Raw genomic sequence first — 22936 nt, 5'->3', positions numbered from 1 at the left:
GGCGGGCCGGGTCAGCCCTTCACGTACACGATGCCGAGCTTGGTGAGCTGCCAGAGCTGATCGGCGGCCCCGGTGTCGGTGGCGAGCTGGACGTAGGGGTTGCCCTTGGCGTCCACGGCGCTGCCGGCGGCCAGGACCTTGCTCCGGTCCTGGGAGTCGGCGATCTTGTAGCGGCCGTCACCGGCCGGCTCGAACACCCAGTGCTGGTTGCCGCCGCCGTTGCAGCGCCACTGCTGGATCCGGGTGCCGGGGGCGGTGGCGGCCGCGTTGGCGTCCAGGCACATGTCGCGGTTGCCGCTGAAGTCGAGCTCGTAGCTGCCGCCGGCCTTGGCCTCCAGCACGAAGGACTGGTTGAGCCCGCCGCCGGCCGGTAGCTGATGGCGGCCCGGCCGTTGGTGGAGTCGCCGTAGCTGCCGCCGCCGGTGAGGTCCAGGGCGTTGCCGGTGGCCGCGTTGGTCAGCTGGTACCAGGAGCCGTCCTCCGGGACGTCGCCGAAGGGCTTGCCCGGGGTGAGCGGCTGGATCGACGTGGTGTTCTGCTGGTTGAGCGTGCAGTAGGCCTGGGCCAGCTCGGGCCGGGCGTAGAACTGGCCGAGGCAGACGCCCTCGCCGCGGTAGCCGGCCACCCGCAGGTGGTACGACTGGCGGACCATGTTCATGCACAGCCCGGGGATGCCGATCTGCGAGTCGCAGCCGTTGCGCACCCACTCGGAGAGGTTGATGACGTCCCCGTTGCTGTACTCGTACGGGGAACTGGTCCACTCCGCGCAGACCTCGTGCCCGAAGGCGACCCGACGCTGGTCCAGGTACCGGACGCCGGGCACCTGTTCGGCCGCGCCGCGCAGTGCGTCGCTGAAGGTCGGCACCACCCAGTTGTGGCCCCAGGCGAGGTCCTCGGGGAAGGCCGGACAGCCGTCGGCGACCTTCCCGAGGTAGTCGTTGCGCCGGATGTCCGGGGTGATCGGGTTGAAGTACGACTGGTAGACCAGCTGGTACGCGGAGTCGGCGTAGCCCGCCCGGCGCATGGTCTGACGGATGTTCTGCAGCGCCGCGACGACCTTGGGCCGGACGCCCTCGGCGCGTCGGCGGATCTCGTCGCTGCCGATGGTGTCGCGGCAGCCCTGGTCCTTGGGGATCGGGAAGTACTGTGCCAGGCAGTGCATCATGACGCCGCTGAAGTCGAAGTCGTCGTTGGCGCCGATCGTCACCACGACCAGCTTGACGTCGTACTTGGACGCCGCGTCGGCGAGTTTGACGTCCTGTTTGGGCTCGCCGAAGTCGCCGCTGCCCGGGCCGGTGATCTTCGCCAGCTCGGGGTCGCTGACCAGGTCGCCGGTCTGGGCGCCGGAGCAGGCGAGGTCGATCGGGGTGACCCCGGGGATGTCGGTGACGAAGATCTCCGACTTGGGGTGCCGGTGGCAGTAGTTGGTGGGGCTGTCGGTCTCCGGGAAGTAGCCGTCGTCGGTGTCGGTGCCGGCGCCCTCCCCCGAGATGGCGCTGTCGCCGAGGGCGACGACCGCGGCGGGTCCGGCGGCGGGCGCCGGGGCCGGAGCTCGGTCGGCGAGGGCGGCGGGGGCACCGGCCAGGCCGAGGGTGGCCACGAGGGCGCCGGTGGCGAGCGCCGCCGACAGTCGGGACCTGATCACACGCGACTCCTTGCGGGGGGTGGGGGCCGCCCGGGCGGGGCGCCGAGCGGCGCGGAGCAAGAGAGGAGCTGAAAAGGTGAGCAGGACTCGGATTCTAGGAACTGACAAGTAACGCAACAAGGCTTGTGACGCACCGGGACCTGACGGACGGACGGATTCCCGGCGACGCGGAGCCGCCCCGGCAACGCGAAGAGCCGCCGCCCCGCGCCCCAGGAGGGAAGCGCGGAACGGCGGCTCACACCGGCCGAACCGGGTGCGGGCTCAGCCCACGTTGGCGCAGTGGTTCCCGAACGCCGGGTTCAGCAGGCCGACGATGTCGATGGTGTTGCCGCACAGGTTGACCGGAACGTGCACCGGAACCTGGATCTGGTTGCCCGAGATGACACCGGGGGAACCGGCGGCGACGCCCTCGGCGCCGGAGCTGGCCATCGCGGTGCCGGCGCCGGCGGCCACGATGCCCACCACGGCCGCGCCGACGGCGGCGGTCTTCTTGATGCTCATGCGAGCCTCCTGACTGATCAAACAGAGATGCACGGGGAGTGCGACATCAAGAACGAGACCTCCCCGCACCGGTTGCGACGGTGCGCGCACTGTCACCCGTCCGGAGCAACGGGGCCCCCGGTCGGCATTCGGGTGATCGACTTCGGCCGGGCCGTTTCCCCGTGCGCCCTACCTCGTTCTCCCTCACGGAACCCGGTCCACCGGCCCCCACACACGAATCGAGTACCGCCCATGCGCAAGCTCGCCCACGCCGTCGTCGGCAGCGCGGCCACCGGCGGCTCGAGCGGGGTGGCGGGCCTCCCGAACGCGGCGTCCGGCAATCCCCGCCGGAACGTCTGACCGGGAATTCCGTCCGGTCGCGCCTTCGTCCGAGCCTTCCCGGCCGTGCGGGAGGGATTTCGAGAGGCGCTGCGACACGGCGGCTGCGTCCACGCCCGCGCCATGGGCGGAACACGCCGGTGTGCGCCGCCCGAGTGAAAATCACGGCAATCCCTGAAGCCATCGGGTGAGTATTTCGTGCTCGCCCGAATACCCGACACTTCTCTTCCGTCGGGCAGAAATCGGAGGAAAGACCATGCGTAACCTCAAGAAGGCCGCCGTCCTGTCCCTGGCCGCCACCGGCCTGGTGCTCGGTGCCGCCGGCGGCGCGTTCGCCAGCTCCGGCGCCGAGGGCGTCGCCGCCGGCTCCCCCGGCGTGCTCTCCGGCAACCAGATCCAGATCCCGGTGCACATCCCGGTCAACGTCTGCGGCAACAGCATCGGCGTCATCAGCATCCTGAACCCGGCGTTCGGCAACAACTGCGCCAACATCGGCTGAACCGGCGGTCGCCGCACCGGCGACAGCTGATTCACCGAGCCCGTGCCGCGCCCCGCAGCGCCGGGGCGCGGCACGCTCCACCCGTGTGTGATCGAGGAGATCAACCCCCATGCAGAACGTGAAGAAGGCCGCCGTCCTCTCCGCCGCCGCTGCCGGCCTGGTGCTGGGCGCGGCGGGCTCCGCCGCCGCCAGCTCGGGCGCGGAGGGCGTCGCCGCCGGCTCCCCCGGTGTCGCCTCCGGCAACCAGGTCCAGGTGCCGGTGCACATCCCGGTCAACCTGTGCGGCAACTCCATCAACGTGATCGGCCTGCTGAACCCGGCCTTCGGCAACAGCTGCGCCAACGTCGAGCTGCCCCCGCCGCCGCCGGCGGCGGACTGCTGATCCCCGATCGGCACGTGATCCGGCCGTCCTGCCCCCCGACCAGTCGGCCGGGGGGCAGTTCGGCATCCCCGGACGGCCGTCCGGGACCCCCGATCCACCGAAGGGTGATCCGCATGGTTTCGAAGAAGAGCGGAGCCGGCGTGGCCGCCGCCGTCGGCGCCGCGGTCCTGCTCGGCGCCGGTACGGCGCAGGCCGCCACCGCCCCGACCGGTCAGGCCCCGGCCGGACCGGCCACGTTGGCCAGGACGGACGTCGGCCAGGCCCTGAACGGGACGACCTCCGGGCTCGGCTACGGCATCGCGCCGATCAAGAGCCTGCGCCTGGACCCGTGGGCGAACTCCTCCGCCGACGTGCTCAACAACGGCGCGACCGTCCAGCCGGACCAGGGCCTCGCCCCGGTCGGCACCGGCACGCTGACCGGCCCGCTGAGCGCGGGCGGCGGCGTCAAGAACCTCCCGCTGGTCGGCGGGCTGACGGGCGTCCTGCCCGGCTGAGCGACGTCCTCCCCGGCTGGCCGGCGTCCTGCCCGGCCGAGCCGTCCGGACGCACCGGAGCCCGGCACCCGCGCGGCGAGCGGGGTGCCGGGCTCCTGCCGCGCGGGGCGTCGCCGGGGCGGACCGGGCCGGAGCGGGATCCGGGATCAGAGCCGGGTCAGGTCGGTCAGCCCGGTCTGCCGGACGACGCCGGTGGCAGTGGCGGTGGTGACCGCGGGGTCGGCCAGTCCGGTCTGCCCGACCACCTCGGTGGCGGTCGCGGCGGTGGTCGTGGTCAGGTCGCTCACCTCGTCGGTGGCCGAGAGCCGGTGGTCGTCGCCGCCGAGGCTGGCGCTGGCCCCGGGGACGGCCTGCACGGCGCCGGTGAGCAGGCGCGGGTCGACCTCGCCCACCTTGAGCCGGCCGCCGGCGAGCTGACCGGCGCCGTCCTCGGCGAGCGAGAGCGGCTTGCCGAGGCTGACCCCGGGGGTGTCGGCGTGCAGCGGCGGGGCCGGCGCGTCCAACAGCACCCGGCCGAGGTCGGCGCCCTGGTCCAGCAGCGGGAGCGGCAGCTCGGCCTTGGCGCTCGGACCGACCTTGCCGGTGCTCAGCTGCGGGACGATCCGCTCCGGGACCAGCTCTGTGCTGGTGCTGGTGGTGCGGCCCGGCACCGGCGGCATGAGCAGGGAGGTCGGGATGCCGGCCGAGAGCCGGCTGCCCAGCGGGGTGAGCGGCACCTCCACCGGGACCTGCCGGGTGGCCAGCACGTCCTCCAGGGCTCCGACCTGGTCGGGTCCGACCGGGGCGGCGGAGGCCGCCCCCGGGGAGGCGAGCACGCCCGCACCGACCGCCAGAAGCATCGCGCCGGCCCGCTTGGAGAACTTCATGCTTTTCACCGTTCTGCTGTCCGTACTGGGGGACCACTGAGGAAGGGCTGCGCGGGCGCAGCCGGAAAGCAATCTGACTCAACGAGCGAACGGGAACACGGATTGCGCCGGTTAACCGGTTCGGCCCAATAATCCGACCGGAAACCATCCTGCGTCGCGCCTCCCGGACTCTTTTCAAAAATCCCCGTAACCTTCCGTGCCGTCATTCTTTGATCTGGACGTCAGTGACTGCAGACCGGGTCTGAGCGTTCTACGCGTTGTACGCAAGGAATCCAAGAGCATTTCAGAGAGGGATCTCCCCATGATCCAGAAGTCCTTCGCCGCCGCCGGCCTGGCCGTCGCCGCGCTGGCCGCCGCCGCCGCGCCCGCCTCGGCCATCGGTGACGCGGACGGCGCCGCCGCCTCCATCGAGGGCAACGGCGGCACCAACTTCACCGGCACGGTCGGGAACAACAGCCCGAACTTCCACTTCCTGGACAACGCGAACATCTGCCTCCCCGAGATCCACAACATCGCCGTGAGCGGGGCCGGTTTGGCCATCCCGGTCGAGATCCCGATCGCCAACAGCGGCGGCAGGCAGTACTGCACCCAGGGCCAGGGCACCCAGAGCCACGGCGACGCGGGCGTGTCCCACCTGATCGGCTGACGCTCCGTTCAGCTCCCTCTGCACCACCCCCTCTGATCCACCCCCGAATCGCTCCCCGATTCACCCCCGAGAGGAAAACCGGAAATGATCAAGAAGTCCCTCGCCGCCGCCGGCCTGGCCGCCGCCGCCCTCGCGATGTCCGCAGGCTCGGCCTCCGCCATCGTCGACTCGGACGGCGCCGCCACCACGGTCCAGGGCAACGGCGGCACCAACCAGACCGGCACCCACGGCAACGGCAGCCCGAACTTCCACACCCTGGACAACGCGAACATCTGCCTGCCCGAGATCCACAACATCGCTGTCACCGCTGCCGGTGCCGCGGTTCCGATCGAGGTGCCGATCCTGAACAGCACCCCGAAGCAGATCTGCAACGTCGGCCAGAACACCCAGTCCTCGGGCGACGCGGGCGTTTCGCACCTGATCGGCTGATCACGGGGCACGGCACGGACGGAGGGCCCGGGGAGGAAGGTCTCCCCGGGCCCTCCGGGCTTGACGGACGAGGTGTCCGGCCGGCCGCGGCGACGCGGACCGTCCGGGTGACCGGTCGTCCGGTCCGGCGCGTGGGGCGCCGGTCCGGACGACCTGATGTGAACACGTGTCAGAGCGCCCGCGGGGGCGCTCCCAGAGAGAGGGCAGAACCATGAAGAGCATGCTGGCCAAGGCCGCGCTGACCGCCACCGCCGCACTGGCGCTCGCGGGCGCCGCCACCCCGGCCTTCGCCCACGTCGGCCTGGCCGGTGGCGGCGAGTTCGCCGCCAGCGCCGACCAGCCGTTCCTGGCCGCCGGGGGCTTCGGCGTCGCCCACACCACCGACACCGCAGCGGGCGGCTTCGGTGGCATCGCCGCCACCTCCACCGACATCATCGGCGGCGGCGCGGGCTTCGCCCACATCAAGGGCTGGATGTAGCAGCACGAAGGCCGGGCCGCTCCCCGTGGGGAGCGGCCCGGCCTTCCGCTGTGCGGGTCCGCCGAGGGGCGGGTCCTACCGCTGTTCGAGCGCCGAGGCGGCCTCGACGGCCCAGTAGGTGAGGATCTGATCGGCGCCGGCCCGGCGGATCGAGGTGAGCGTCTCCATGATCATCCGCTCCCGGTCGATCCAGCCGTTCGCGGCGGCCGCCTCGACCATCGCGTACTCGCCGGACACCTGGTACGCGGCGACCGGCACCGGGGAGGCGTCGGCGACCTGGCGCAGGATGTCCAGGTAGGCCATGGCCGGCTTGACCATCACCAGGTCGGCGCCCTCGGCGAGGTCCTGCTCCAGCTCGCGCAGCGCCTCGCGGGCGTTCGCCGGGTCCTGCTGGTAGCTCTTGCGGTCGCCCCTGAGCGAGGAGCCGACGGCCTCGCGGAACGGGCCGAAGAAGGCCGAGGCGTACTTGGCGGTGTAGGCGAGGATGCCCACGTCCTGGTGCCCCGCCTCGTCCAGTGCCCGCCGCACGACGCCGATCTGGCCGTCCATCATGCCGGAGGGGCCGACCAGGTGGACGCCCGCGTCGGCCTGCACCCGGGCCATCTCGGCGTAGCGCTCCAGGGTGGCGTCGTTGTCCACGCTGCCGTCGGCGGCCAGCACGCCGCAGTGGCCGTGGTCGGTGTACTCGTCCAGGCAGAGGTCCGACATGACCACCAGGGAGTCGCCGACCTCGGAGACCACGTCCCGGATCGCCTGCTGCAGGATGCCGTCCGGGTTGGTGCCCTCGCTGCCGGTGGCGTCCTGCACCTCCGGGACGCCGAACAGCATGACGCCGCCCAGGCCCGCCTCGGCCGCCTCCACGACGGCCTTGCGCAGGGTGTCCCGGCTGTGCTGGACCACGCCCGGCATCGAGCTGACCGGGACCGGCTCGCTGACGCCCTCGCGGACGAACAGCGGCAGGATCAGCTCGGCCGGGTGCAGCCTGGTCTCGGCCACCAGACGGCGCATCGCCGGGCTCTGGCGCAGCCGACGGGGGCGTACGTACGGGAATTCAGCGGACACGGCTTCTCTCTCCGAACGGTTGTGCAGTGCCGGGGGCGGCGACTCGCCACCCCCGGCCGGGGGTTGGGGCGGGCCCTCAGCGGGCCTTGCGGCGCGAACCCGGACGACGCTCGCTGGGCCGGTACACCGGCTCGCCGGCGGCCGTCGCGGTGTCGCGGCGCTTGGCCCCGAAGTCTGCCAGCGCCTGGGCCAGCGCGGCCGCCGACGGCGCCGGGGCCATCACGTCGACCCGCAGGCCGTGCTCCTCGGCGGTCTTGGCGGTCGCCGGGCCGATGCAGGCGATGACCGTGACGTTGTGCGGCTTGCCGGCGATGCCGACCAGGTTCCGGACGGTCGAGGACGAGGTGAACAGCACCGCGTCGAAGCCACCGCCCTTGATCGCCTCGCGGGTCTCGGCCGGCGGCGGCGAGGCGCGCACCGTCCGGTACGCCGTCACGTCGTCGACCTCCCAGCCGAGCTCGACCAGGCCGGCCACCAGGGTCTCGGTGGCGATGTCGGCGCGCGGCAGCAGCACCCGGTCGATCGGGTCGAAGACCGGGTCGTACGGCGGCCAGTCCTCCAGCAGACCGGCGGCGGACTGCTCGCCGGAGGGCACCAGGTCGGGCTTGACGCCGAAGTCCACCAGGGCCTGCGCGGTGGTCTCGCCGACCGCCGCGACCTTGATCCCGGCGAACGCGCGGGCGTCCAGGCCGTACTCCTCGAACTTCTCCCGGACGGCGCGCACCGCGTTCACCGAGGTGAAGGCGATCCACTCGTAGCGGCCGGTGACCAGGCCCTTGATGGCCCGCTCCATCTGCTGCGGGGTGCGCGGCGGCTCGACCGCGATGGTCGGCACCTCCTGCGGCACCGCGCCGTACGAGCGCAGCTGCTCGGACAGGCCGGTGGCCTGCTCCTTGGTGCGCGGCACGAGAACGTTCCAGCCGAACAGCGGCTTGGTCTCGAACCACGAGTGCGAGGCCCGGTGGGCGACCTGCTCGCCCACCACGGCTATCACCGAGGTCGCCGGGTCGACCGGGGCCGAGACCGGCGAGGGCAGCACCCGGGCGGCCTTGAGGTCGGCCGCGATCCCGGACAGCGTGGAGGTGAAGGTCCGCTGGCGGGTGGTGGTGCCGGAGAGCGTCGCGCTGAGCGCGGACTCCGGCTTGCGGCCGTTGGAGACCAGCGCGTTGGCGGTGGCCGGCAGCTGGCCCAGGGTGGTGCGGACGACCAGGGTGGTCTCCGGCGCGCCCAGGTCCACCGGGCCGCCGGACAGCAGCTGGGCGCCGTCCACGAACCGCACGTCGGTGCCGGCGCCGGCGCGCAGCGGGACGCCCGCGTACGCCGGGACGCCGACCGACTGGGCGACGCCCGGGATCACCTCGAAGGGGATCCCGTCGCCCGCGCAGCTGAGCATCTCCTCGGCGGCGCAGCCGTCCAGGCCCGGGTCGCCGTCGACGGTGCGGACCACGTGCTTGCCGGAGCGGACGGCTTCGGAGACCAGCTTGGCCAGGTCGAAGTCGGTGCCCTCGGCGACCGGGCTGTGCACCTGCACCGCGGACGGACAGTGGCTGCGCACGGCGGCGGCGGTCAGCGGGTCGGCGACCAGGACGTCGGCCGTGGACAGCACCTCGACCGCGCGCAGGGTCAGCAGGCCCGGGTCCCCGGGGCCCGCGCCCAGGAAGGTGCACCGTCCGGTGGCGGGCTGCCCTGCGGGGAACAGGGCGTCGGTGGCGGCGGTGGGGCTCATCGGGCTCGCTCCCCCATCAGGGCGGCCGCGCCCCCGGCGAGCAGCCGGTCAGCCAGCGCGCGGCCGAGGGCCGCCGCCTGCTGCTCGGCGGACTCGTCGAGGACGATCGGACCGTTGGCGGACATCTTCAGCAGGGCGGAGCCGTCGGGGTCGCCGACCACGCCGTCCAGCCGCAGTTCGTTCTGCCGGCCCCAGGTGGCCAGCGCGGCCACCGGCGCCGAGCAACCGGCTTCCAGGGTGGCCAGCAGGGCGCGCTCGGCGGCCACGGCGACCCGGGTGGGGGCGTGGTCCAGGGCCGCGAGCGCGGCGGTGAGTTCGGTGTTCGCGGTGGTGCACTCGATCGCGAGCGCGCCCTGGCCGGGGGCCGGGATCATCAGCTCGGGGTCGAGGTGCTGCGAGATCTCGGCGCCGCGGCCGAGCCGGTTCAGGCCGGCCGTGGCCAGCACCACCGCGTCCAGCTCGCCGCCGGTCACGAAGCCGATCCGGGTGTCCACGTTGCCGCGTATCGCGACGGTCTCCAGCTGGGCGCCGCGGGCGGTGGCCCAGGCGTTCAGCTGCGCCATCCGACGGGGCGAGCCGGTGCCGATCCGGGCCGTGCGGCCGGCCCCGGCGAGCTTCTCCACCAGCTCGTCCAGGTTCAGGCCCTCGGCCGCGACCAGGGCGTCCCGGACGTCCTCGCGCTCGGGGACGGCGGCCAGCACCAGGCCCTCGGGGGCGGCGGTGGGCAGGTCCTTGAGCGAGTGCACGGCGAAGTCGATCCGGCCCTCCAGCAGCGCGTCCCGCAGCGCGGACACGAACACGCCGGTGCCGCCGATCTGTGCCAGCGCCTCCCGGGAGGTGTCGCCGTAGGTGGTGATCTCGACCAGCTCGACGGCGCGCCCGGTGACCCTGGTCACCTCGCGGGCCACCATGCCCGACTGGGCCATGGCAAGGGCGCTGCGCCGGGTGCCGAGCCGCAGGGGCGCGGCGGCCGAGGGCTGCTCCGTGATCGGTTGACCATTCATGAGGTGATCGTCCCGGTGGTACTCGTGGGATGGCTGACGGTTCATCTGGTGCCCCCGGCGGAGGGCTGGGGCGCGCCGCCGACGGGCGTTCCGGACACGGCGTGCACGGCTGCCGGGTCGAGGTCGAAGAGTTCGCGCAGGGCGTCCGCGTAGGAGGCGCCGCCGGGCTCGGCGGCCAGCTGCTTCACCCGGACGGTCGGGGCGTGCAGCAGCTTGTCGACGACGCGGCGGACGGTCTGGCCGATCTCGGCGCGGGAGCGCTCGTCCAGGTCGGGCAGCCGGGACTCCAGCCGGCCCAGCTCGGCGGCGACCACGTCGGAGGCCATCGAGCGCAGCGCGACCACGGTCGGGGCGATCCGGGCGGCGCGCTGGGCGGCACCGAAGGCGGTCACCTCGTCGGCGACGATCCGGGTGACCTCGTCGACGTCGCCGGCGCCGGGGGTGGCGGCGTGCGCGTGGGACAGGCTCTCCAGGTCGACCAGCAGGGCACCGGCCAGCTCGTGCACGGCGTGGTCGACGTCGCGCGGCATGGCCAGGTCGAGCAGGGCGAGCGGTTCGGGGGCCGTACGGAGGGCGACCGCGGCGGCCACGTCCGCGGCCCTGATCACCACGCCGGCCGCGCCGGTGCAGGAGATCACCAGGTCCACGTCGGCCAGCGCCTCCGGCACCTTGGCGAGGTCCAGGGTGCGGGCCACGTCCGGGCCGAGGATCTCGACCAGCCGCTCGGCGCGGGCCGGCGTCCGGTTGGCGATCAGCAGGTCGGTCACGCCGGAGCGGACCAGGGTGGCGGCGGCCAGCGAGCTCATCGAGCCGGCGCCGACCACCAGCGCGCGCTTGCCGGCGATCTCGCCCGCGCCCGCGGCGACCTGCTCCAGGCCGAAGGTGACCAGCGACTGGCCGGCCTTGTCGATGCCGGTCTCGCTGTGCGCCCGCTTGCCGACCCGCAGGGCCTGCTGGAACAGCTCGTTCAGGCCACGCCCGGCGGTGTGCTCCTCCTGGGCCTTGGCCAGCGCGTCGCGCAGCTGGCCGAGGATCTGGCCCTCGCCGACCACCATCGAGTCCAGGCCGCAGGCCACCGAGAAGAGGTGGTGGACGGCGCGGTCCTCGTAGTGGACGTACAGGTGGGAGGTCAGCTCCTCCAGGTCCACCCCGCTGTGGTGGGCGAGCAGCAGCGACAGTTCGGCGACGCCGGCGTGGAACTTGTCCACGTCCGCGTACAGCTCGATCCGGTTGCAGGTGTTGACCAGCGCGGCCTCGCCGACGGTCGCGGTGGCGGCCGCGTCGTGCAGCAGCCGGGTCGGCACGTCACCGGTCAGCGCGGCGCGTTCCAGCACCCCGACCGGGGCCGTGCGATGGCTCAGCCCTACGACGAGAAGGCTCATGCCCGCCCCTCACAGCTCTCGGTGTTCATGCGGGCATCACCGCGGAGAGATCCCCGTCGCCGCCCTTGGCGGACTTTCCCTTGGCCGGCTCGGCCGGGTCCTTGGCGACCGGCTCGGCGGTGCCGCGGCCCTTGCCGCTGCCGCCGGCCGCGCGGCGCAGCTTGGCGGCGGCGGCGCGGACCGGGCCGGGGGCGCGGTCGAGCACCGACTCGGCGCGGTCGTCCGGCTCCTCCCCGGCCTTGCGCTGCTCGTGGAAGGCGAGGATCTGCAGCTCGATGGAGAGGTCCACCTTGCGCACGTCCACGCCGTCCGGGACGGTCAGCACGGTCGGGGCGAAGTTCAGGATGCTGGTGACGCCCGCCTCGACCAGCCGGTCGCAGACCTGCTGGGCGGCACCGGGCGGGGTGGTGATCACACCGATGGAGACGTGCTGGCTCTCGACGATCGACTCCAGCTCGTCCATGTGGCGCACGGGCAGGCCGGCCGCGCTGCTGCCGACCACGTTCGGGTCGGCGTCGAGCAGGGCCGCGACCCGGAAACCGCGGGAGGCGAAGCCGCCGTAGTTGGCGAGGGCGTGGCCGAGGTTCCCGATGCCGACGATGACGACCGGCCAGTCCTGGGTCAGGCCGAGCTCGCGGGAGATCTGGTAGACGAGGTACTCGACGTCGTAGCCGACGCCGCGGGTGCCGTAGGAACCGAGGTAGGAGAAGTCCTTGCGGAGCTTGGCCGAGTTCACGCCCGCGGCGGCGGCCAGCTCCTCGGAGGAGACGGTCGGCACCGAGCGCTCGGAGAGCGCGGTGAGGGCCCGCAGGTAGAGGGGCAGGCGGGCGACGGTCGCCTCCGGGATGCCCCGGGCACGCGAGGGTCGGCGCGCGGCGCCCTGGTCGGGCGTCTGCGAACTGCTCTGTGGTGATCGGCCGATTGCCACGGTGCTCCTGTGGGTGAAGCTGGGCTTTGGCAGCCAGGCTATGCGTTTGTGAACGTGTGCACAAAGATGGTGTCCGATTTGTCCCGGCACAGTGATGCGCATCACGCCGTCGAACCCATAGCACCGGCCTGCGTCAGCACGACCTCCGGGGCCTGGGAACCGGGCAGCCAGGGGCCGTACGGAGCCTCCCGGCGCAGCAGCGGGACGGCCGCGCCGGACGGGCGGGAGCGGGCCCGGCCCAGCCGGGGCCAGGGCACCCGGGCCGCCTCGCGCAGCGGGCCCGCCCAGTCGTCCGGCGGGCAGGACGGGTCGCCCAGGCAGTGCCGCAGCAGGTCGGCCGTCACGCGGGCGTCGCCCAGCGCGGTGTGCGCCGGGTACCAGCCCAGGCCCGCCGCCTCCGCGCAGGCCGCCAGGCCGTGAGTGCGGGCCTCCGGCAGGTGGACGCGGGCCAGCCCCATCGTGCACAGCAGCGGTCCGGACGGCAGCGACACCCCGATCCGGGCGAACTCACGGTCCAGGAACGCGTGGTCGCAGCTGACGTGGTGGCCGACCAGCACCCGGCCGGCCAGCAGCTCCAGCAGCAGCGGGGCGACCTCGCGGAAGCGCGGGGCACCCTCGACGTCGCACTGGCGTATCCGGTGCACGTGGGTCGGGCCGACCGGGCCCAGCGGGTCCAGCAGGGTGGCGAACTCACCCTCGGGGCGCAGCCGCTCGTCGAGCAGCACCACCGCGACCTCGACCACCCGGTGCCGCCACGGGCTGCGGCCGGTCGCCTCCACGTCCACCACGGCGAAGCCCGGGGCCCCGGACGGGGCTTCGGGCGTCCCAGGGGTCGGGCCGGGAAGCATGGCGGCACTCCTCGTGTGCTCAGCCCCCCTCGGGCGCAAACGCGTTCGATCGTAAGCCGACCAACCGGCCCCGTCCCAAGCCGAAACGGAGTGTCTTTGGCAACGATTCGGCGAAGCGCCCCCGCCGATCGACGGGGGTGGCGCCCTCGCGCGGACGGCCGGTCAGCCGCCCAGGGCCGCGCGCAGCCGACGCTCGTCGACCCGCCAGAAGTCGTGCTGACGGCCGTCGATCAGCGTGACCGGGATCTGCTCCCAGTAGCGGCGGTACAGCTCCTCGTCCTGAGTGATGTCCTTCTCCTCGAAGGACGCGCCCAGCTCGCCCGCCACCCGGACGATCACCTCGCGGGCCTCGTCGCAGAGGTGGCAGCCGGGCTTGCCGACCAGGGTCACGGTCCGGTCCGCGGGCCGGGGGCTCTTACGTCGCAGCAATGGGCTCACCGCCCCATTCTGCGCCACCCGGCCGCCCGCCCCCGGGGCGGCCGGTCGAGCTGTTCACCTCACGGGCACGGCACCGTCACGGCCGCTCCGCGCCCGGCTGGCTATGCTCGATGCCATGGCCGTGCTCCGAAGGCTCACCCAGGCAAGACGCTCCACCGGCGAGCGGAGCGCCCTGGCCGGCGAGGCCGCCGCCGAGGCCGCCGAGGCCGCGCTGCGCGCCGAGCCCGCGCCCGCTCCGGACGCCCCCGCGACGGACGCGCCGACCGCCGGGGACACCCCGGACGCGCCGACCGGCGGGGCCCAGGGCACCGACGGGGACGCCCCCGCCGCGCCCAAGCCCGCGAAGGCCCCCAAGGCCCCCGCCGAGAACCACACCCCGGACCCGGACGACCCCCGCGCCGCCGCCTTCTTCGACTGCGACAACACCATCCTGCGCGGCGCCGCGATCTTCTACCTCGGCGTCGGCCTGTACCGCCGCGGCTTCCTCACCCGCCGCGACATCGCCCGCTTCGCCTGGCAGCAGGCCTGGTTCCGGATGCACGGCGCCGAGGACCCGGACCACATCTCGGACGCCAAGCACACCGCCCTCGGGATCGTCGCCGGAAAGCGCACCGCCGACCTGGAGGAGATCTGCGAGGAGATCTTCGAGGAGGTCGTCGCCGACAAGATCTGGCCCGGCACCCGCGCCCTGGTCCAGATGCACCTGGACGCCGGCCAGCGGGTCTGGCTGGTCACCGCCGCCCCGCTGGAGGTCGCCCGGATCATCGCCCGCCGACTCGGCATGACCGGCGCGCTCGGCACCGTCGCCGAGGCCCGGGACGGCCTCTACACCGGCGGGCTGGTCGGCGACCTGCTGCACGGCCCGGCCAAGGCCGCCGCCGTGCGCGCGCTGGCCCGCCGCGAGCGCCTCGACCTCGACCGCTGCGCCGCGTACAGCGACTCGGCCAACGACATCCCGATGCTCTCGCTGGTCGGCCACCCGTACGTGGTGAACCCGGACGGCGCGCTGCGCCGTCACGCCCGGGCCCAGGGGTGGCGCGTCCGGGACTTCCGCACCGGGCGCAAGGCCGCCCGGGTGGGACTGCCGGCTGCGGCCGCGCTCGGGGTGGCGGCCGGCGCGACGGCGGCCGCGGTGGCGTTGCACCGGCGTCGTCGGCACGCCTGAAGCCCACCTGAAGCCCCCCGGGATCCTTCGGATTCCTCGCTCCGCCCCCTCCCCCTCCCTCCCCTCGGCCCGTCACGGGTGCTCCCGCAGGGTCACCCGGCGGGCTCGGCCACACGGGTGACGGGGTGTCAATCAGGCCTCTGGCCTGGCCGCCCGTACGGGCGAACTCCCCTTCCCGACAGGACGGTCCGGACCCCCTGATCGAACCTGTCGGCCGGCGACCGGTTCTGATCGTTCGCCAGGCCGGGAAAGTCAGGGGTTGCCGAGCCCCAAGGCTGGGAAACCGCCCGCCAGGCCGCCCAATTGGTCACCCTGGGCGCCTGTTCGATCACGTTGAGCTGGATGAACGATGACAGCTCCGGTCAGTGTCAGCCGAATATGCGCAACAAATGGATCCCAAACGACCACTTCGACCACACGGTGTAGCTGTCATTGCACAAAGCGTTATTCTCTCCTGGATGCACGTCTCCACGCGTCCCGCTCGAACGGACGCTTCGGGGAGTGCTCTCCGCGCAGGCGGAGGTGATCCGTCCACAGTTCTGCCTCTGGGAGTCCCGTGTACCCACCCGTCCGTAACGACGCGCCTGCACCCTCCCGCCCGTCGTCCGCGCCCCTGCGCCCGCGCACCGGCCACCGCGGCCGGGCCACCGCCGAGCGGCAGATCTCCACCGGCCTGGACCTGCTGCGCACCCTGCTCCGGAGCCAGCTCGCCGCCTCGCCCCAACTCGTTCCCGCCGGAGGAACGTTCGGCCACCCGCCCGGCCCCGGCCCGGCGCTGCTGCGCACCACCGCCGCCGGCTCGGCCGGCACCGGGTCGCGCGGCCGCAGCGGCAGCACCGGCGCCGGGCGCGGCCGCACCCGGACTGCGGCCGGCCCCGGCTACGAGACCGAGCACAACCCGATCATGGAGCTGGTCGAGCAGGCCCAGGCCGGCGAGAGCGAGGCCTTCGGCCGGCTCTACGACCACTACGCGGACACCGTCTACCGCTACATCTACTACCGGGTCGGCAGCCGGGCCACGGCCGAGGATCTCACCAGCGAGACGTTCCTGCGCGCGCTGCGCCGGATCGGCACCTTCACCTGGCAGGGCCGGGACTTCGGCGCCTGGCTGGTCACCATCGCGCGCAACCTGGTCGCCGACCACTTCAAGTCCAGCCGCTTCCGGCTGGAGGTCACCACCGGCGAGATGCTCGACTCGAACGAGTGCGAGCGCAGCCCGGAGGAGTCGGTACTGGAGTCGCTCTCCAACGCCGCCCTGCTGGACGCGGTGCGCCGGCTCAACCCGCAGCAGCAGGAGTGCGTCACGCTGCGCTTCCTACAGGGGCTTTCGGTCGCCGAGACGGCCCGGATCATGGGCAAGAACGAGGGCGCCATCAAGACCCTCCAGTACCGCGCCGTACGCACCCTGGCACGGCTGCTCCCGCCCGACGCGCGGTGAGCCGGCCGTGACCGAGGGGGACACCGCCGGACGCCCGCCCGGCCGGCCGTCACCGTCCGCGCCCGACCGACACGTCAGAGTGAACGGTCGATCCGATGATCAGCCGTGCGTAACCGACCGCCCGTACCGATCGTTGGCCAACGTGCAAGTCTCCACCAGGCGTACGGTCAAGCCGAATTGCGACCTGTCACCCGATGGAGTGGCTTTGGCCAGCCGGGGCAACCGTCCGGCAGGCCGGGGTGTCGACAACGACGAAGGGAGGTGTGGCCCGTGACGGCAAACGTGCTGGAGCACCGGCGGGCGAAGGCCTTCGCCGAGGCGCTGGAGGCCCACCGGACGGAGCAACGCGCTGCAACCGACGCGGAATCGGCCAACACCGCAGGCACCGGCTCCGGTTCGGCCGCGATGGCCGAACTGGTCGGCCTGACCGATGTGCTGGGAGCGCTGCCCGGACCGGTGCTGGACCGAGAGGTCCGGACGGTCCAACGCGCCCAGCTGATGGCCGCGTTCGAGCAGGCCCTCGCCGGCGGACCGGGCGCCGCGGTACCGCGCCAGCGGCGCCACCGGGCGATCCGGACGGCCCCGCGCGGCCGCTGGAGCCGCCGGTTCGCGATCGGCGGACTCGTCGCCGGGCTCGCCGTCGGCAGCCTGGCCGGTGCCGCCGCCGCGAGCACCGGCGCCGTTCCCGGGGACACGCTGTACGGGCTGAAGCGCGGTCTCGAAGGGCTCCGACTCGACTTCGCGGGCTCCGACTCCGAGCGCGGCGAACTGCTGCTGGACAACGCCGCCACGCGGCTCGGCGAGGCCAAGGTCCTGGTCGGCCGCACCGGCCCGGCGGGCGGGCTCAGCCCGGCCACCGTCGAGCAGGTCCGCCGCGCCCTGGACGACATGCACGCCGACGCCCTCAAGGGCCGCGAGCTGCTGCGCTCGGTCTACCGCAGCAACGGCTCGCTCGACCCGATGCGCGCGCTGGCGGGCTTCGCCCACGACGAGGACGGCCGCTGGACCGAGCTGCAGGGCAAGCTGCCCGTCCAGCTCACCCAGCAGGCCTCGTTGGTGAACCAGCTGTTCGACGACATAAGCGAGGACGTCGCGCCCCTGCGCCTGGCCCAGCCCCCCGCCAAGAGCGGTGGCACGGCCGGCCCCGGAGCGGGCGACGGCTCCTCCGACTCGACCGGTGGCGCCCCGGCCGGTGCCCCGGCCGCGGGTTCCGGTGCGACCCAGGGCGGCGGGCAGGCCCCCGGCGGCGGCGCCACCGGCGGCAACCGCCCCGGTACCACCGACCACGCCCCGGCCGACCCCGGCGCCGGCGCGACCGGCGGCAAGGGCGCGGGCCTGCCCAGCACCCTGCCCACCAGTGCCCCGGACGCGGTGAACGGGCTGGTCGGTGACCTCACCAGCGGGCTCACCGGCGCCAAGCCCTCGCCCAGTGCCGACGCGGCCCCGCCGCAGGCACCGCAACCGTCCGGCACACCGGGCGCCCCGGACGCGGCCCGGCAGCAGGGCGTCGAGGTGCCCCCGCTGGTCCCGGGCCTGCTGCCCGGGCTGAGGATCCTCGGCGGCTGACCGGCCGGCCGGGGCACGGGAAGGGCCCGGCGGAGTGCGATATCCGCCGGGCCCTCTCCACCGGCCCGTCCGGAGCGGAGGGCCCACGAAGGCCCCACGCCCGACGGGCCGGGACAACACCGGGCCCAGGACAACACCGGGCCCGGGAGAACACGGGGCCCGGGACGACACCAGGCTCAGAAGAACACCGAACGGCGCTGCACCAGCAGCTGGTAGAGCGTGTGCTGGATGGTCTCGCGCACCTCGTCCGCCAGGTCGAAGACCAGCATCGGGTCGTCCGCCGCCTCCGCCGGGTAGCCGTCGGTGGCGATCGGCTCACCGAAGCGGATCGTCCACTTGGTCGGCAGCGGCAGCATCCCGAGCGGTCCCAGCCAGGGGAAGGTCGGCGTGATCGGCACGTACGGCAGGCCCAGCAGCCGGGCCAGCGTCTTGACGTTGCCGATCATCGGGTAGGTCTCCTCCGCCCCGACGATCGAGCACGGCACGATCGGCACCCGCGCCCGCAGCGCCGAGGCCACGAAACCGCCGCGGCCGAAGCGCTGGAGCTTGTAGCGCTCGGAGAAGGGCTTGCCGATGCCCTTGAAGCCCTCCGGCCAGACCCCGACCACCTCGCCGCGCTCCAGCAGTGCCTGGGCGTCCTCGTTGCAGGCCAGGGTGTGGCCGGCCTTGCGGGCGAGCTCGTTGATCCCGGGCAGCACGAAGACCAGGTCGGCGGCGAGCATCCGCAGGTGCCGCCGCTCCGGGTGGTGGTCGTGGATGGCGACCTGGGTCATCAGCGCGTCCAGCGGGATCGTCCCGGAGTGGTTGGCGACGATCAGCGCGCCGCCCTCGGCCGGGATGTTCTCCACGCCCTGGACCTCGATCCGGAAGTACTTCTCGGCCAGCGGGCGCAGCAGCGAGAGCAGCACCTCCTCGGTGAGCTCCCGGTCGAAGCCGAACTCGTCGACCTCGTAGTCGCCGGTGACCCGACGGCGCAGGAAGGCCAGGCCCTCGGCGGCGCGGCCCTCCCAGCCCTTGCCGAACAGCCGGGTGGCCGTCGGGCCGAGCGGCCCGGACAGCGCCCCGCCGACGGCGCCGGCGAGCCGGTCGGCCAGGCCGGGTCCGTCGGACGCGGTCCAGCTGGGGGCGGACTCGATCGGAATGACCTTGGCCTCGCCCGGCGCGTTCTCGGCTGCGGCGTTCATCGCGGGTTTCAGCTCCTCGGTCGGCGGGGGCGGTTCGGTACGGTGCCCGGTGCGGCGGCGGGGCGCGCCCCCTCCGGGCCGAGCAGGGCGGTCAGCCGGTCGGTGACGGCGGCCAGCCGCTCGGGCGGCAGCAGGCCCGGGCCCCGGGCGGCCGCGAAGTCGGCGAAGGCCTCGGGGGTGGTGAACGCCGGGCGGTAGCCGAAGGTCTCGCGCAGCCGCGTGGTGTCCACCACCCGGCCGTGGGTGAGCAGTCGCAGCTGCTCCGGGGAGACGTCCACCAGCCTGGTCTGCCGGGCCAGGGCGGCCATCCAGCTGACCGCGGGCAGCAGCAGCGGCAGGGTGGGGCGGCCGAGCCTGCGGGCGCACTGGGAGAGCAGCAGGACGCCCTCCCCCGCCACGTTGAAGGTGCCGGTGTTGACGGTGCCCGGCTCGGGCTCGCCGACGGCCCGGCAGAGCACGGCGACGGCGTCGTCCTCGTGGACGAACTGCAGCCGCGGGTCGTAGCCGAGGACGGTCGGCAGCACGGGCAGCGCGAAGTACTCGCTGAGCGGGGTGTCGGCGGCCGGGCCGACGATGTTGGCGAAGCGCAGCACCGTCACCGCGACGTCCGGGCGGCGCCGGGCGAAGCCGCGGACGTAGCCCTCGACCTCGGAGGCGTCCTTGGCGAAGCCGCCGCCGGGCGGGGTTTTCGGCTGGATCCGCTCGCTGAACACCGCCGGGTCGCGGGGCGCGGAGCCGTACACGCCGGTGGTGGACTTCACCACCAGCCGGCGCACTGCGGGCGCCTTCTGGCAGGCGCCGAGCAGTTGCATGGTGCCGATGACGTTGGACTCCTTCACCGCGGAGCGGTTGGTGGAGCCCAGGCCGGTGGCGCTGACGCTGAGGTGCACGACGGTGTCCACCTGGTGCTCGGCGAGCACCCGGGACAGCGCCGGGCGGCGCAGGTCGAGCTGGTGGAAGCGGTAGGGGGCGGCCGGACCGGCCGGCTCCTCGGGCGGCACCCGGGGCGGCTGCACGTCCACCCCGACGACCAGGTCGACGCCCGGACGGCGGCGGACCTCGGCGGCGAAGCGGGCACCGAGATGGCGTGCCACGCCGGTGACGAGCACGACCACGCCCACGGTGCTGCACCCCATTTCCTCGACCCGAGCGGCCTGCGTGCACGGTACCGCGACCCCGTACCGAGCCGTGAAACGACACCGCCCGCCCGGGCCACGAGGGCCCGGGCGGGCGGTGGAAGCGCTGGGCGCGCGGGGCGCGGCCGGGGGCGCTTACTTCTTGTTGCGACGCTGCACGCGGGTCCGCTTCAGAAGCTTGCGGTGCTTCTTCTTGGCCATACGCTTGCGACGCTTCTTGATGACAGAGCCCACGGAACAACCCTCGCTCACTGAGACTCTCGTCCGTGAGAGACGGAGTCCATACGACTGACGTGAGGGCCTAGCCTACCGTCCGTGTGGCCGGGGCTGTAAATCGTGCTCCCCGCAACCGGGAAACTCGCGGGAAATCCGGGGCGAACGGGGCCGGACCCGCGGCTGCGGATCCGGGCCCCGTCGGCCCTGTCCTACGCGCTCTCGAGCCGCACGTAGGACTCCTTGAGGTACTCGTGCACCGCCTGCTGGGGCACCCGGAAGGACCGCCCGACCCGGATGGCCGGCAGTTCTCCGCTGTGCACCAGCCGGTACACCGTCATCTTGGACACCCGCATGACCGCGGCGACCTCCGCCACGGTCAGGAAGACGACTTCCTGCAGGGGACGCTCCACGGAACTCATGACCATCACCCGACCCTTACCCGTGTGCAAGGCACCGGCTTCCCCTCCGGTGACTCCACCGGCACACGTGTATCCCCAGAGTAGTTATGGGTGGTACCAGTGGGAAGAGGGGAAGTGCAGTCCTCGTACGGTGAGAGATAGGACTGTTGCAGTACGTAGCCGATCGGCGGATGGCACCGCTCGCCGTACGCACGGCCGGACGGGTGGCCGCCGGGGCGGCGGGTTCAGGCCAGCAGGCCGTGGTGGGGGAACACCGCGCGGCGGCTGGCGAGGATGGCCTGATCGAGCCGGTCGGCCGGATCGTAACCCGCGTCGAAGTCGCGCCAGGCCGGGCGGGCGCCGTCGGTCATCCGCAGCGGGGCCGGGCCGCGGGTACGGCGGTAGACCTCGGCGCGCCAGGACTCGGGGGTCTCGGTGGCCGGGTCGACGGGTCGGCCGGCGGCGGTGGCGACCAGGTGGGTCCAGGCGCGGGGGACGACGTCGACCACCGAGTAGCCGCCCCCGCCGGTGGCCACCCAGCGGCCGCCGGTGTGCCGGTGGGCGAGGTCGTGCAGTTCCTCGGCGATCAGCCGCTGGGCGTCCACGGTGACGGCGAGGTGGGCGAGCGGGTCCTCCAGGTGGGTGTCGGCGCCGTGCTGGGTGACCAGGACCTGCGGCCGGAAGGCGTCGAGCAGGTCGGGCACCAGGGCGTGGAAGGCGCGCAGCCAGCCGGCGTCGCCGGTGCCGGCGGGCAGCGGCAGGTTGGCGGCGGAGCCGGGGGCGTCCGGGCCGCCGGTCTCCATCGGCCAGCCGGTCTGCGGGAAGAGCGTGGCGGGGTGCTCGTGCAGCGAGACCGTCAGGACCCGGGGGTCGTTCCAGAAGGCCTCCTGGACGCCGTCGCCGTGGTGGACGTCCACGTCGACGTAGGCGACCCGCTCGGCGCCGAGTTCGAGCAGCCGGGCGATGGCCAGCGCCGGGTCGTTGTAGACGCAGAAGCCGGAGGCCTTGCCGGGCATGGCGTGGTGCAGGCCGCCGGCGAAGTTGACGGCGTGCGGGGTCTCGCCGCGCCAGACCGCCTCGGCGGCGGCCACCGACTGGCCGGCGATCAGCGCGGAGGCCGAATGGACGGCGGGGAAGGACCAGTTGTCGTCGGTGCCGAGGCCGTGCCGGGGATCGGTCAGGTCGGGGTGGGCGGCGGCGTGCTTGACCGCCTCGACGTACTCCCGGGTGTGCACCAGCTGCAGGGTGGACTCGCCGGCGGGCGGCGCGGAGCGGACGGTCACGCCGGGGCCGCCACTCAGCCCCAGGGCCTCGACCAGGCGCATGGTGAGCGCCAGGCGGGTCGGGTCCATCGGGTGGCCGGGGCCGAAGTCGTAGGCGGTGACGGCCTCGTCCCAGAAGAGGTGCAGGCCGCAGGGGGTTTCACGCTCGGCTTCGGGCATGGCCTCCACCGTAGCGGGTGGCGGTGGCCGGGCCGCCGCCAGGGCGCGCCGGGGGCGGCGCCCCGGCGCGGGTCGCACGGTCGGGGTACGGCAGTTGTGGTGCGGCTGTGGGGCAGCTGTGGAGGGGTTTTGTTGAGGCGGTACAGACAAACGCTTGGTGACTCCATATCCTCTCCGCCATGAAGCCATTCAGCGTGCAACGCCTTGGGGTAATTCTCGCTGCAATACTGGGACTTGGCGTTTTCTTTGCCGCCCAGCCGGCCTCCGCCGCGGTCAACGGGACCAACTTCTCCGTCGACAAGTCGACGGCGAAGGCCGGTGACCAGCTGACCCTGACGCTGGCCCTCACCAACAACGAGACCAGCGACATCTACTTCGCCTACGAGTCCATCCAGCCGACCTGGCCGGCCAACCAGCTGAGCGGTGCCTTCACCGTCACCGGCTGCGCCGGCGACACCGTCGACTGCACGACGAGCGGGAACAGCGCCAGCTTCCACTTCAACGCGCCGATCGTGCCCGGTGCCACCAAGACCGTCACGCTCACCGTCAAGATCACCGACACCCCGCCGTGGGACGCCACCATCCCGTACACGGTGAACTGGGCGCCGTACGTCTACTACGAGTTCGGCCAGGTCGGCGGCACCTCCACCGCCCAGGACCAGGGCTGGGCCTACGGCACGGCCAACCTGGCGACCACGATCCTGGGCTGACCCCGGCCCGGTCCTCCCCGTCCCCCGCCCCCGCC

Annotated in this window: 25 protein-coding genes; 10 read left to right on the top strand and 15 right to left on the bottom strand. The window is 73.4% G+C overall.

The features are described from left to right. Window positions 1-11: 11 nt before the first annotated feature. Both AB0D10_RS07715 and AB0D10_RS07710 read right to left on the bottom strand, forming a co-directional pair. Window positions 12-341 carry an RICIN domain-containing protein gene (locus AB0D10_RS07715; RefSeq protein ID WP_360252951.1) on the bottom strand — a complete coding sequence of 110 codons (330 nt, stop codon included), beginning with the start codon at window positions 339-341 and terminating at the stop codon, window positions 12-14. A 1565-nt stretch (window positions 342-1906) separates the two neighbouring features. Then, window positions 1907-2146: a chaplin gene (locus AB0D10_RS07710; RefSeq protein WP_350521601.1), complete on the bottom strand. Its 240-nt coding sequence runs from the start codon at window positions 2144-2146 to the stop codon at window positions 1907-1909. A 574-nt stretch (window positions 2147-2720) separates the two neighbouring features. Between AB0D10_RS07710 and AB0D10_RS07705 the strand changes: the two genes are divergently transcribed. From AB0D10_RS07705 to AB0D10_RS07695, 3 genes are all read left to right on the top strand, one after another. After that, window positions 2721-2963, top strand: a complete 243-nt coding sequence (locus tag AB0D10_RS07705; RefSeq protein ID WP_360252948.1) for a chaplin — start codon at window positions 2721-2723, stop codon at window positions 2961-2963. A gap of 109 nt (window positions 2964-3072) precedes the next feature. Further along, complete coding sequence (locus AB0D10_RS07700; RefSeq protein WP_360252945.1) at window positions 3073-3345, top strand: chaplin; 273 nt, start codon at window positions 3073-3075, stop codon at window positions 3343-3345. A gap of 113 nt (window positions 3346-3458) precedes the next feature. Beyond that, window positions 3459-3839, top strand: coding sequence for a hypothetical protein (locus AB0D10_RS07695; protein ID WP_360252942.1), 381 nt, complete (start codon window positions 3459-3461; stop codon window positions 3837-3839). A 146-nt stretch (window positions 3840-3985) separates the two neighbouring features. On the opposite strand, the gene AB0D10_RS07690 is transcribed toward AB0D10_RS07695, so the two are convergent. After that, window positions 3986-4705 (bottom strand): hypothetical protein, encoded by a 720-nt coding sequence (locus AB0D10_RS07690; protein WP_360252939.1) that lies wholly within the window; start codon window positions 4703-4705, stop codon window positions 3986-3988. Window positions 4706-5006: 301 nt separating this feature from the next. Between AB0D10_RS07690 and AB0D10_RS07685 the strand changes: the two genes are divergently transcribed. From AB0D10_RS07685 to AB0D10_RS07675, 3 genes are all read left to right on the top strand, one after another. Next, window positions 5007-5351 carry a rodlet layer protein gene (locus tag AB0D10_RS07685; RefSeq protein WP_360252936.1) on the top strand — a complete coding sequence of 115 codons (345 nt, stop codon included), beginning with the start codon at window positions 5007-5009 and terminating at the stop codon, window positions 5349-5351. An 84-nt stretch (window positions 5352-5435) separates the two neighbouring features. Then, a complete protein-coding gene (locus AB0D10_RS07680) occupies window positions 5436-5780 on the top strand; it encodes a rodlet layer protein (RefSeq protein ID WP_360252933.1) in 345 nt (114 codons plus the stop codon). A 211-nt stretch (window positions 5781-5991) separates the two neighbouring features. Further along, on the top strand, window positions 5992-6258 hold the full coding sequence (locus AB0D10_RS07675; protein ID WP_360252930.1) for a hypothetical protein: 267 nt from the start codon (window positions 5992-5994) through the stop codon (window positions 6256-6258). A gap of 75 nt (window positions 6259-6333) precedes the next feature. Here AB0D10_RS07675 and hemB read toward each other — a convergent pair whose 3' ends face one another. From hemB to AB0D10_RS07640, 7 genes are all read right to left on the bottom strand, one after another. Further along, on the bottom strand, window positions 6334-7320 hold the full coding sequence (gene hemB, locus AB0D10_RS07670; protein ID WP_360252927.1) for a porphobilinogen synthase: 987 nt from the start codon (window positions 7318-7320) through the stop codon (window positions 6334-6336). 76 nt (window positions 7321-7396) lie between these two features. After that, window positions 7397-9046: a bifunctional uroporphyrinogen-III C-methyltransferase/uroporphyrinogen-III synthase gene (locus AB0D10_RS07665; RefSeq protein ID WP_360252924.1), complete on the bottom strand. Its 1650-nt coding sequence runs from the start codon at window positions 9044-9046 to the stop codon at window positions 7397-7399. Next, window positions 9043-10050: a hydroxymethylbilane synthase gene (gene hemC / locus AB0D10_RS07660; RefSeq protein ID WP_360252921.1), complete on the bottom strand. Its 1008-nt coding sequence runs from the start codon at window positions 10048-10050 to the stop codon at window positions 9043-9045. The genes AB0D10_RS07665 and hemC overlap by 4 nt, the downstream gene beginning before the upstream one ends. A 41-nt stretch (window positions 10051-10091) precedes the next feature. After that, window positions 10092-11432 (bottom strand): glutamyl-tRNA reductase, encoded by a 1341-nt coding sequence (locus AB0D10_RS07655; protein ID WP_360252918.1) that lies wholly within the window; start codon window positions 11430-11432, stop codon window positions 10092-10094. Between the two features lie 25 nt (window positions 11433-11457). After that, window positions 11458-12354, bottom strand: coding sequence for a redox-sensing transcriptional repressor Rex (locus AB0D10_RS07650; protein WP_360253124.1), 897 nt, complete (start codon window positions 12352-12354; stop codon window positions 11458-11460). Between the two features lie 107 nt (window positions 12355-12461). Further along, on the bottom strand, window positions 12462-13208 hold the full coding sequence (locus AB0D10_RS07645; protein WP_360252915.1) for a 3'-5' exonuclease: 747 nt from the start codon (window positions 13206-13208) through the stop codon (window positions 12462-12464). A gap of 162 nt (window positions 13209-13370) precedes the next feature. Beyond that, a complete protein-coding gene (locus AB0D10_RS07640) occupies window positions 13371-13646 on the bottom strand; it encodes a glutaredoxin family protein (RefSeq protein ID WP_360252912.1) in 276 nt (91 codons plus the stop codon). A 115-nt stretch (window positions 13647-13761) separates the two neighbouring features. Here AB0D10_RS07640 and AB0D10_RS07635 point away from each other — a divergent pair, with 115 nt between their 5' ends. The 3 genes from AB0D10_RS07635 to AB0D10_RS07625 all read left to right on the top strand — a co-directional run bounded on the left by AB0D10_RS07635 (window position 13762) and on the right by AB0D10_RS07625 (window position 17815). Beyond that, window positions 13762-14811 (top strand): HAD-IB family hydrolase, encoded by a 1050-nt coding sequence (locus AB0D10_RS07635; protein WP_360252909.1) that lies wholly within the window; start codon window positions 13762-13764, stop codon window positions 14809-14811. 673 nt (window positions 14812-15484) lie between these two features. Then, the gene (locus tag AB0D10_RS07630) at window positions 15485-16249 is read left to right on the top strand and encodes an ECF subfamily RNA polymerase sigma factor, BldN family (RefSeq protein WP_360253122.1); all 765 of its coding nucleotides are present in this window, start codon (window positions 15485-15487) and stop codon (window positions 16247-16249) included. 270 nt (window positions 16250-16519) lie between these two features. Beyond that, a complete protein-coding gene (locus AB0D10_RS07625) occupies window positions 16520-17815 on the top strand; it encodes a DUF5667 domain-containing protein (RefSeq protein WP_360252906.1) in 1296 nt (431 codons plus the stop codon). Window positions 17816-17991: 176 nt separating this feature from the next. Here AB0D10_RS07625 and AB0D10_RS07620 read toward each other — a convergent pair whose 3' ends face one another. From AB0D10_RS07620 to AB0D10_RS07600, 5 genes are all read right to left on the bottom strand, one after another. Continuing rightward, window positions 17992-18999 carry a lysophospholipid acyltransferase family protein gene (locus AB0D10_RS07620; RefSeq protein WP_360252903.1) on the bottom strand — a complete coding sequence of 336 codons (1008 nt, stop codon included), beginning with the start codon at window positions 18997-18999 and terminating at the stop codon, window positions 17992-17994. A gap of 8 nt (window positions 19000-19007) precedes the next feature. After that, entirely contained in the window at window positions 19008-20120 is a 1113-nt protein-coding gene (locus tag AB0D10_RS07615) for an NAD-dependent epimerase/dehydratase family protein (RefSeq protein ID WP_360253120.1), read from the bottom strand. 150 nt (window positions 20121-20270) lie between these two features. Continuing rightward, window positions 20271-20369, bottom strand: coding sequence for an AURKAIP1/COX24 domain-containing protein (locus tag AB0D10_RS07610; RefSeq protein ID WP_003948845.1), 99 nt, complete (start codon window positions 20367-20369; stop codon window positions 20271-20273). Between the two features lie 191 nt (window positions 20370-20560). Then, window positions 20561-20770 (bottom strand): helix-turn-helix domain-containing protein, encoded by a 210-nt coding sequence (locus AB0D10_RS07605; RefSeq protein ID WP_045699258.1) that lies wholly within the window; start codon window positions 20768-20770, stop codon window positions 20561-20563. Window positions 20771-20994: 224 nt separating this feature from the next. Beyond that, window positions 20995-22191: an acetoin utilization protein AcuC gene (locus AB0D10_RS07600; RefSeq protein WP_360252900.1), complete on the bottom strand. Its 1197-nt coding sequence runs from the start codon at window positions 22189-22191 to the stop codon at window positions 20995-20997. 179 nt (window positions 22192-22370) lie between these two features. On the opposite strand from AB0D10_RS07600, the gene AB0D10_RS07595 reads away from it, so the two are divergent. Further along, complete coding sequence (locus AB0D10_RS07595; RefSeq protein ID WP_360252897.1) at window positions 22371-22901, top strand: hypothetical protein; 531 nt, start codon at window positions 22371-22373, stop codon at window positions 22899-22901. Window positions 22902-22936 lie beyond the last annotated feature (35 nt).

The sequence above is a fragment of the Kitasatospora sp. NPDC048545 genome, from assembly GCF_040651155.1.
Classification (GTDB): domain Bacteria; phylum Actinomycetota; class Actinomycetes; order Streptomycetales; family Streptomycetaceae; genus Kitasatospora.
The sequence above is the reverse complement of the archived record's forward strand: the minus strand, read 5'-3'. Positions and strand labels throughout refer to the sequence as shown.

Excerpts from the sequence above, each read along its gene's own strand:
- AB0D10_RS07655 (WP_360252918.1), bottom strand. The coding sequence starts at position 11,432 with ATGAGCCTTCTCGTCGTAGGGCTGAGCCATCGCACGGCCCCGGTCGGG.
- hemC (WP_360252921.1), bottom strand. The coding sequence starts at position 10,050 with ATGAATGGTCAACCGATCACGGAGCAGCCCTCGGCCGCCGCGCCCCTG.
- AB0D10_RS07595 (WP_360252897.1), top strand. The coding sequence starts at position 22,371 with ATGAAGCCATTCAGCGTGCAACGCCTTGGGGTAATTCTCGCTGCAATA.
- AB0D10_RS07675 (WP_360252930.1), top strand. The coding sequence starts at position 5,992 with ATGAAGAGCATGCTGGCCAAGGCCGCGCTGACCGCCACCGCCGCACTG.
- AB0D10_RS07645 (WP_360252915.1), bottom strand. The coding sequence starts at position 13,208 with ATGCTTCCCGGCCCGACCCCTGGGACGCCCGAAGCCCCGTCCGGGGCC.
- AB0D10_RS07695 (WP_360252942.1), top strand. The coding sequence starts at position 3,459 with ATGGTTTCGAAGAAGAGCGGAGCCGGCGTGGCCGCCGCCGTCGGCGCC.
- AB0D10_RS07690 (WP_360252939.1), bottom strand. The coding sequence starts at position 4,705 with ATGAAGTTCTCCAAGCGGGCCGGCGCGATGCTTCTGGCGGTCGGTGCG.
- AB0D10_RS07710 (WP_350521601.1), bottom strand. The coding sequence starts at position 2,146 with ATGAGCATCAAGAAGACCGCCGCCGTCGGCGCGGCCGTGGTGGGCATC.
- AB0D10_RS07620 (WP_360252903.1), bottom strand. The coding sequence starts at position 18,999 with ATGAACGCCGCAGCCGAGAACGCGCCGGGCGAGGCCAAGGTCATTCCG.
- AB0D10_RS07605 (WP_045699258.1), bottom strand. The coding sequence starts at position 20,770 with ATGAGTTCCGTGGAGCGTCCCCTGCAGGAAGTCGTCTTCCTGACCGTG.
- AB0D10_RS07665 (WP_360252924.1), bottom strand. The coding sequence starts at position 9,046 with ATGAGCCCCACCGCCGCCACCGACGCCCTGTTCCCCGCAGGGCAGCCC.
- AB0D10_RS07685 (WP_360252936.1), top strand. The coding sequence starts at position 5,007 with ATGATCCAGAAGTCCTTCGCCGCCGCCGGCCTGGCCGTCGCCGCGCTG.
- AB0D10_RS07705 (WP_360252948.1), top strand. The coding sequence starts at position 2,721 with ATGCGTAACCTCAAGAAGGCCGCCGTCCTGTCCCTGGCCGCCACCGGC.
- AB0D10_RS07635 (WP_360252909.1), top strand. The coding sequence starts at position 13,762 with ATGGCCGTGCTCCGAAGGCTCACCCAGGCAAGACGCTCCACCGGCGAG.
- AB0D10_RS07600 (WP_360252900.1), bottom strand. The coding sequence starts at position 22,191 with ATGCCCGAAGCCGAGCGTGAAACCCCCTGCGGCCTGCACCTCTTCTGG.
- AB0D10_RS07700 (WP_360252945.1), top strand. The coding sequence starts at position 3,073 with ATGCAGAACGTGAAGAAGGCCGCCGTCCTCTCCGCCGCCGCTGCCGGC.
- AB0D10_RS07680 (WP_360252933.1), top strand. The coding sequence starts at position 5,436 with ATGATCAAGAAGTCCCTCGCCGCCGCCGGCCTGGCCGCCGCCGCCCTC.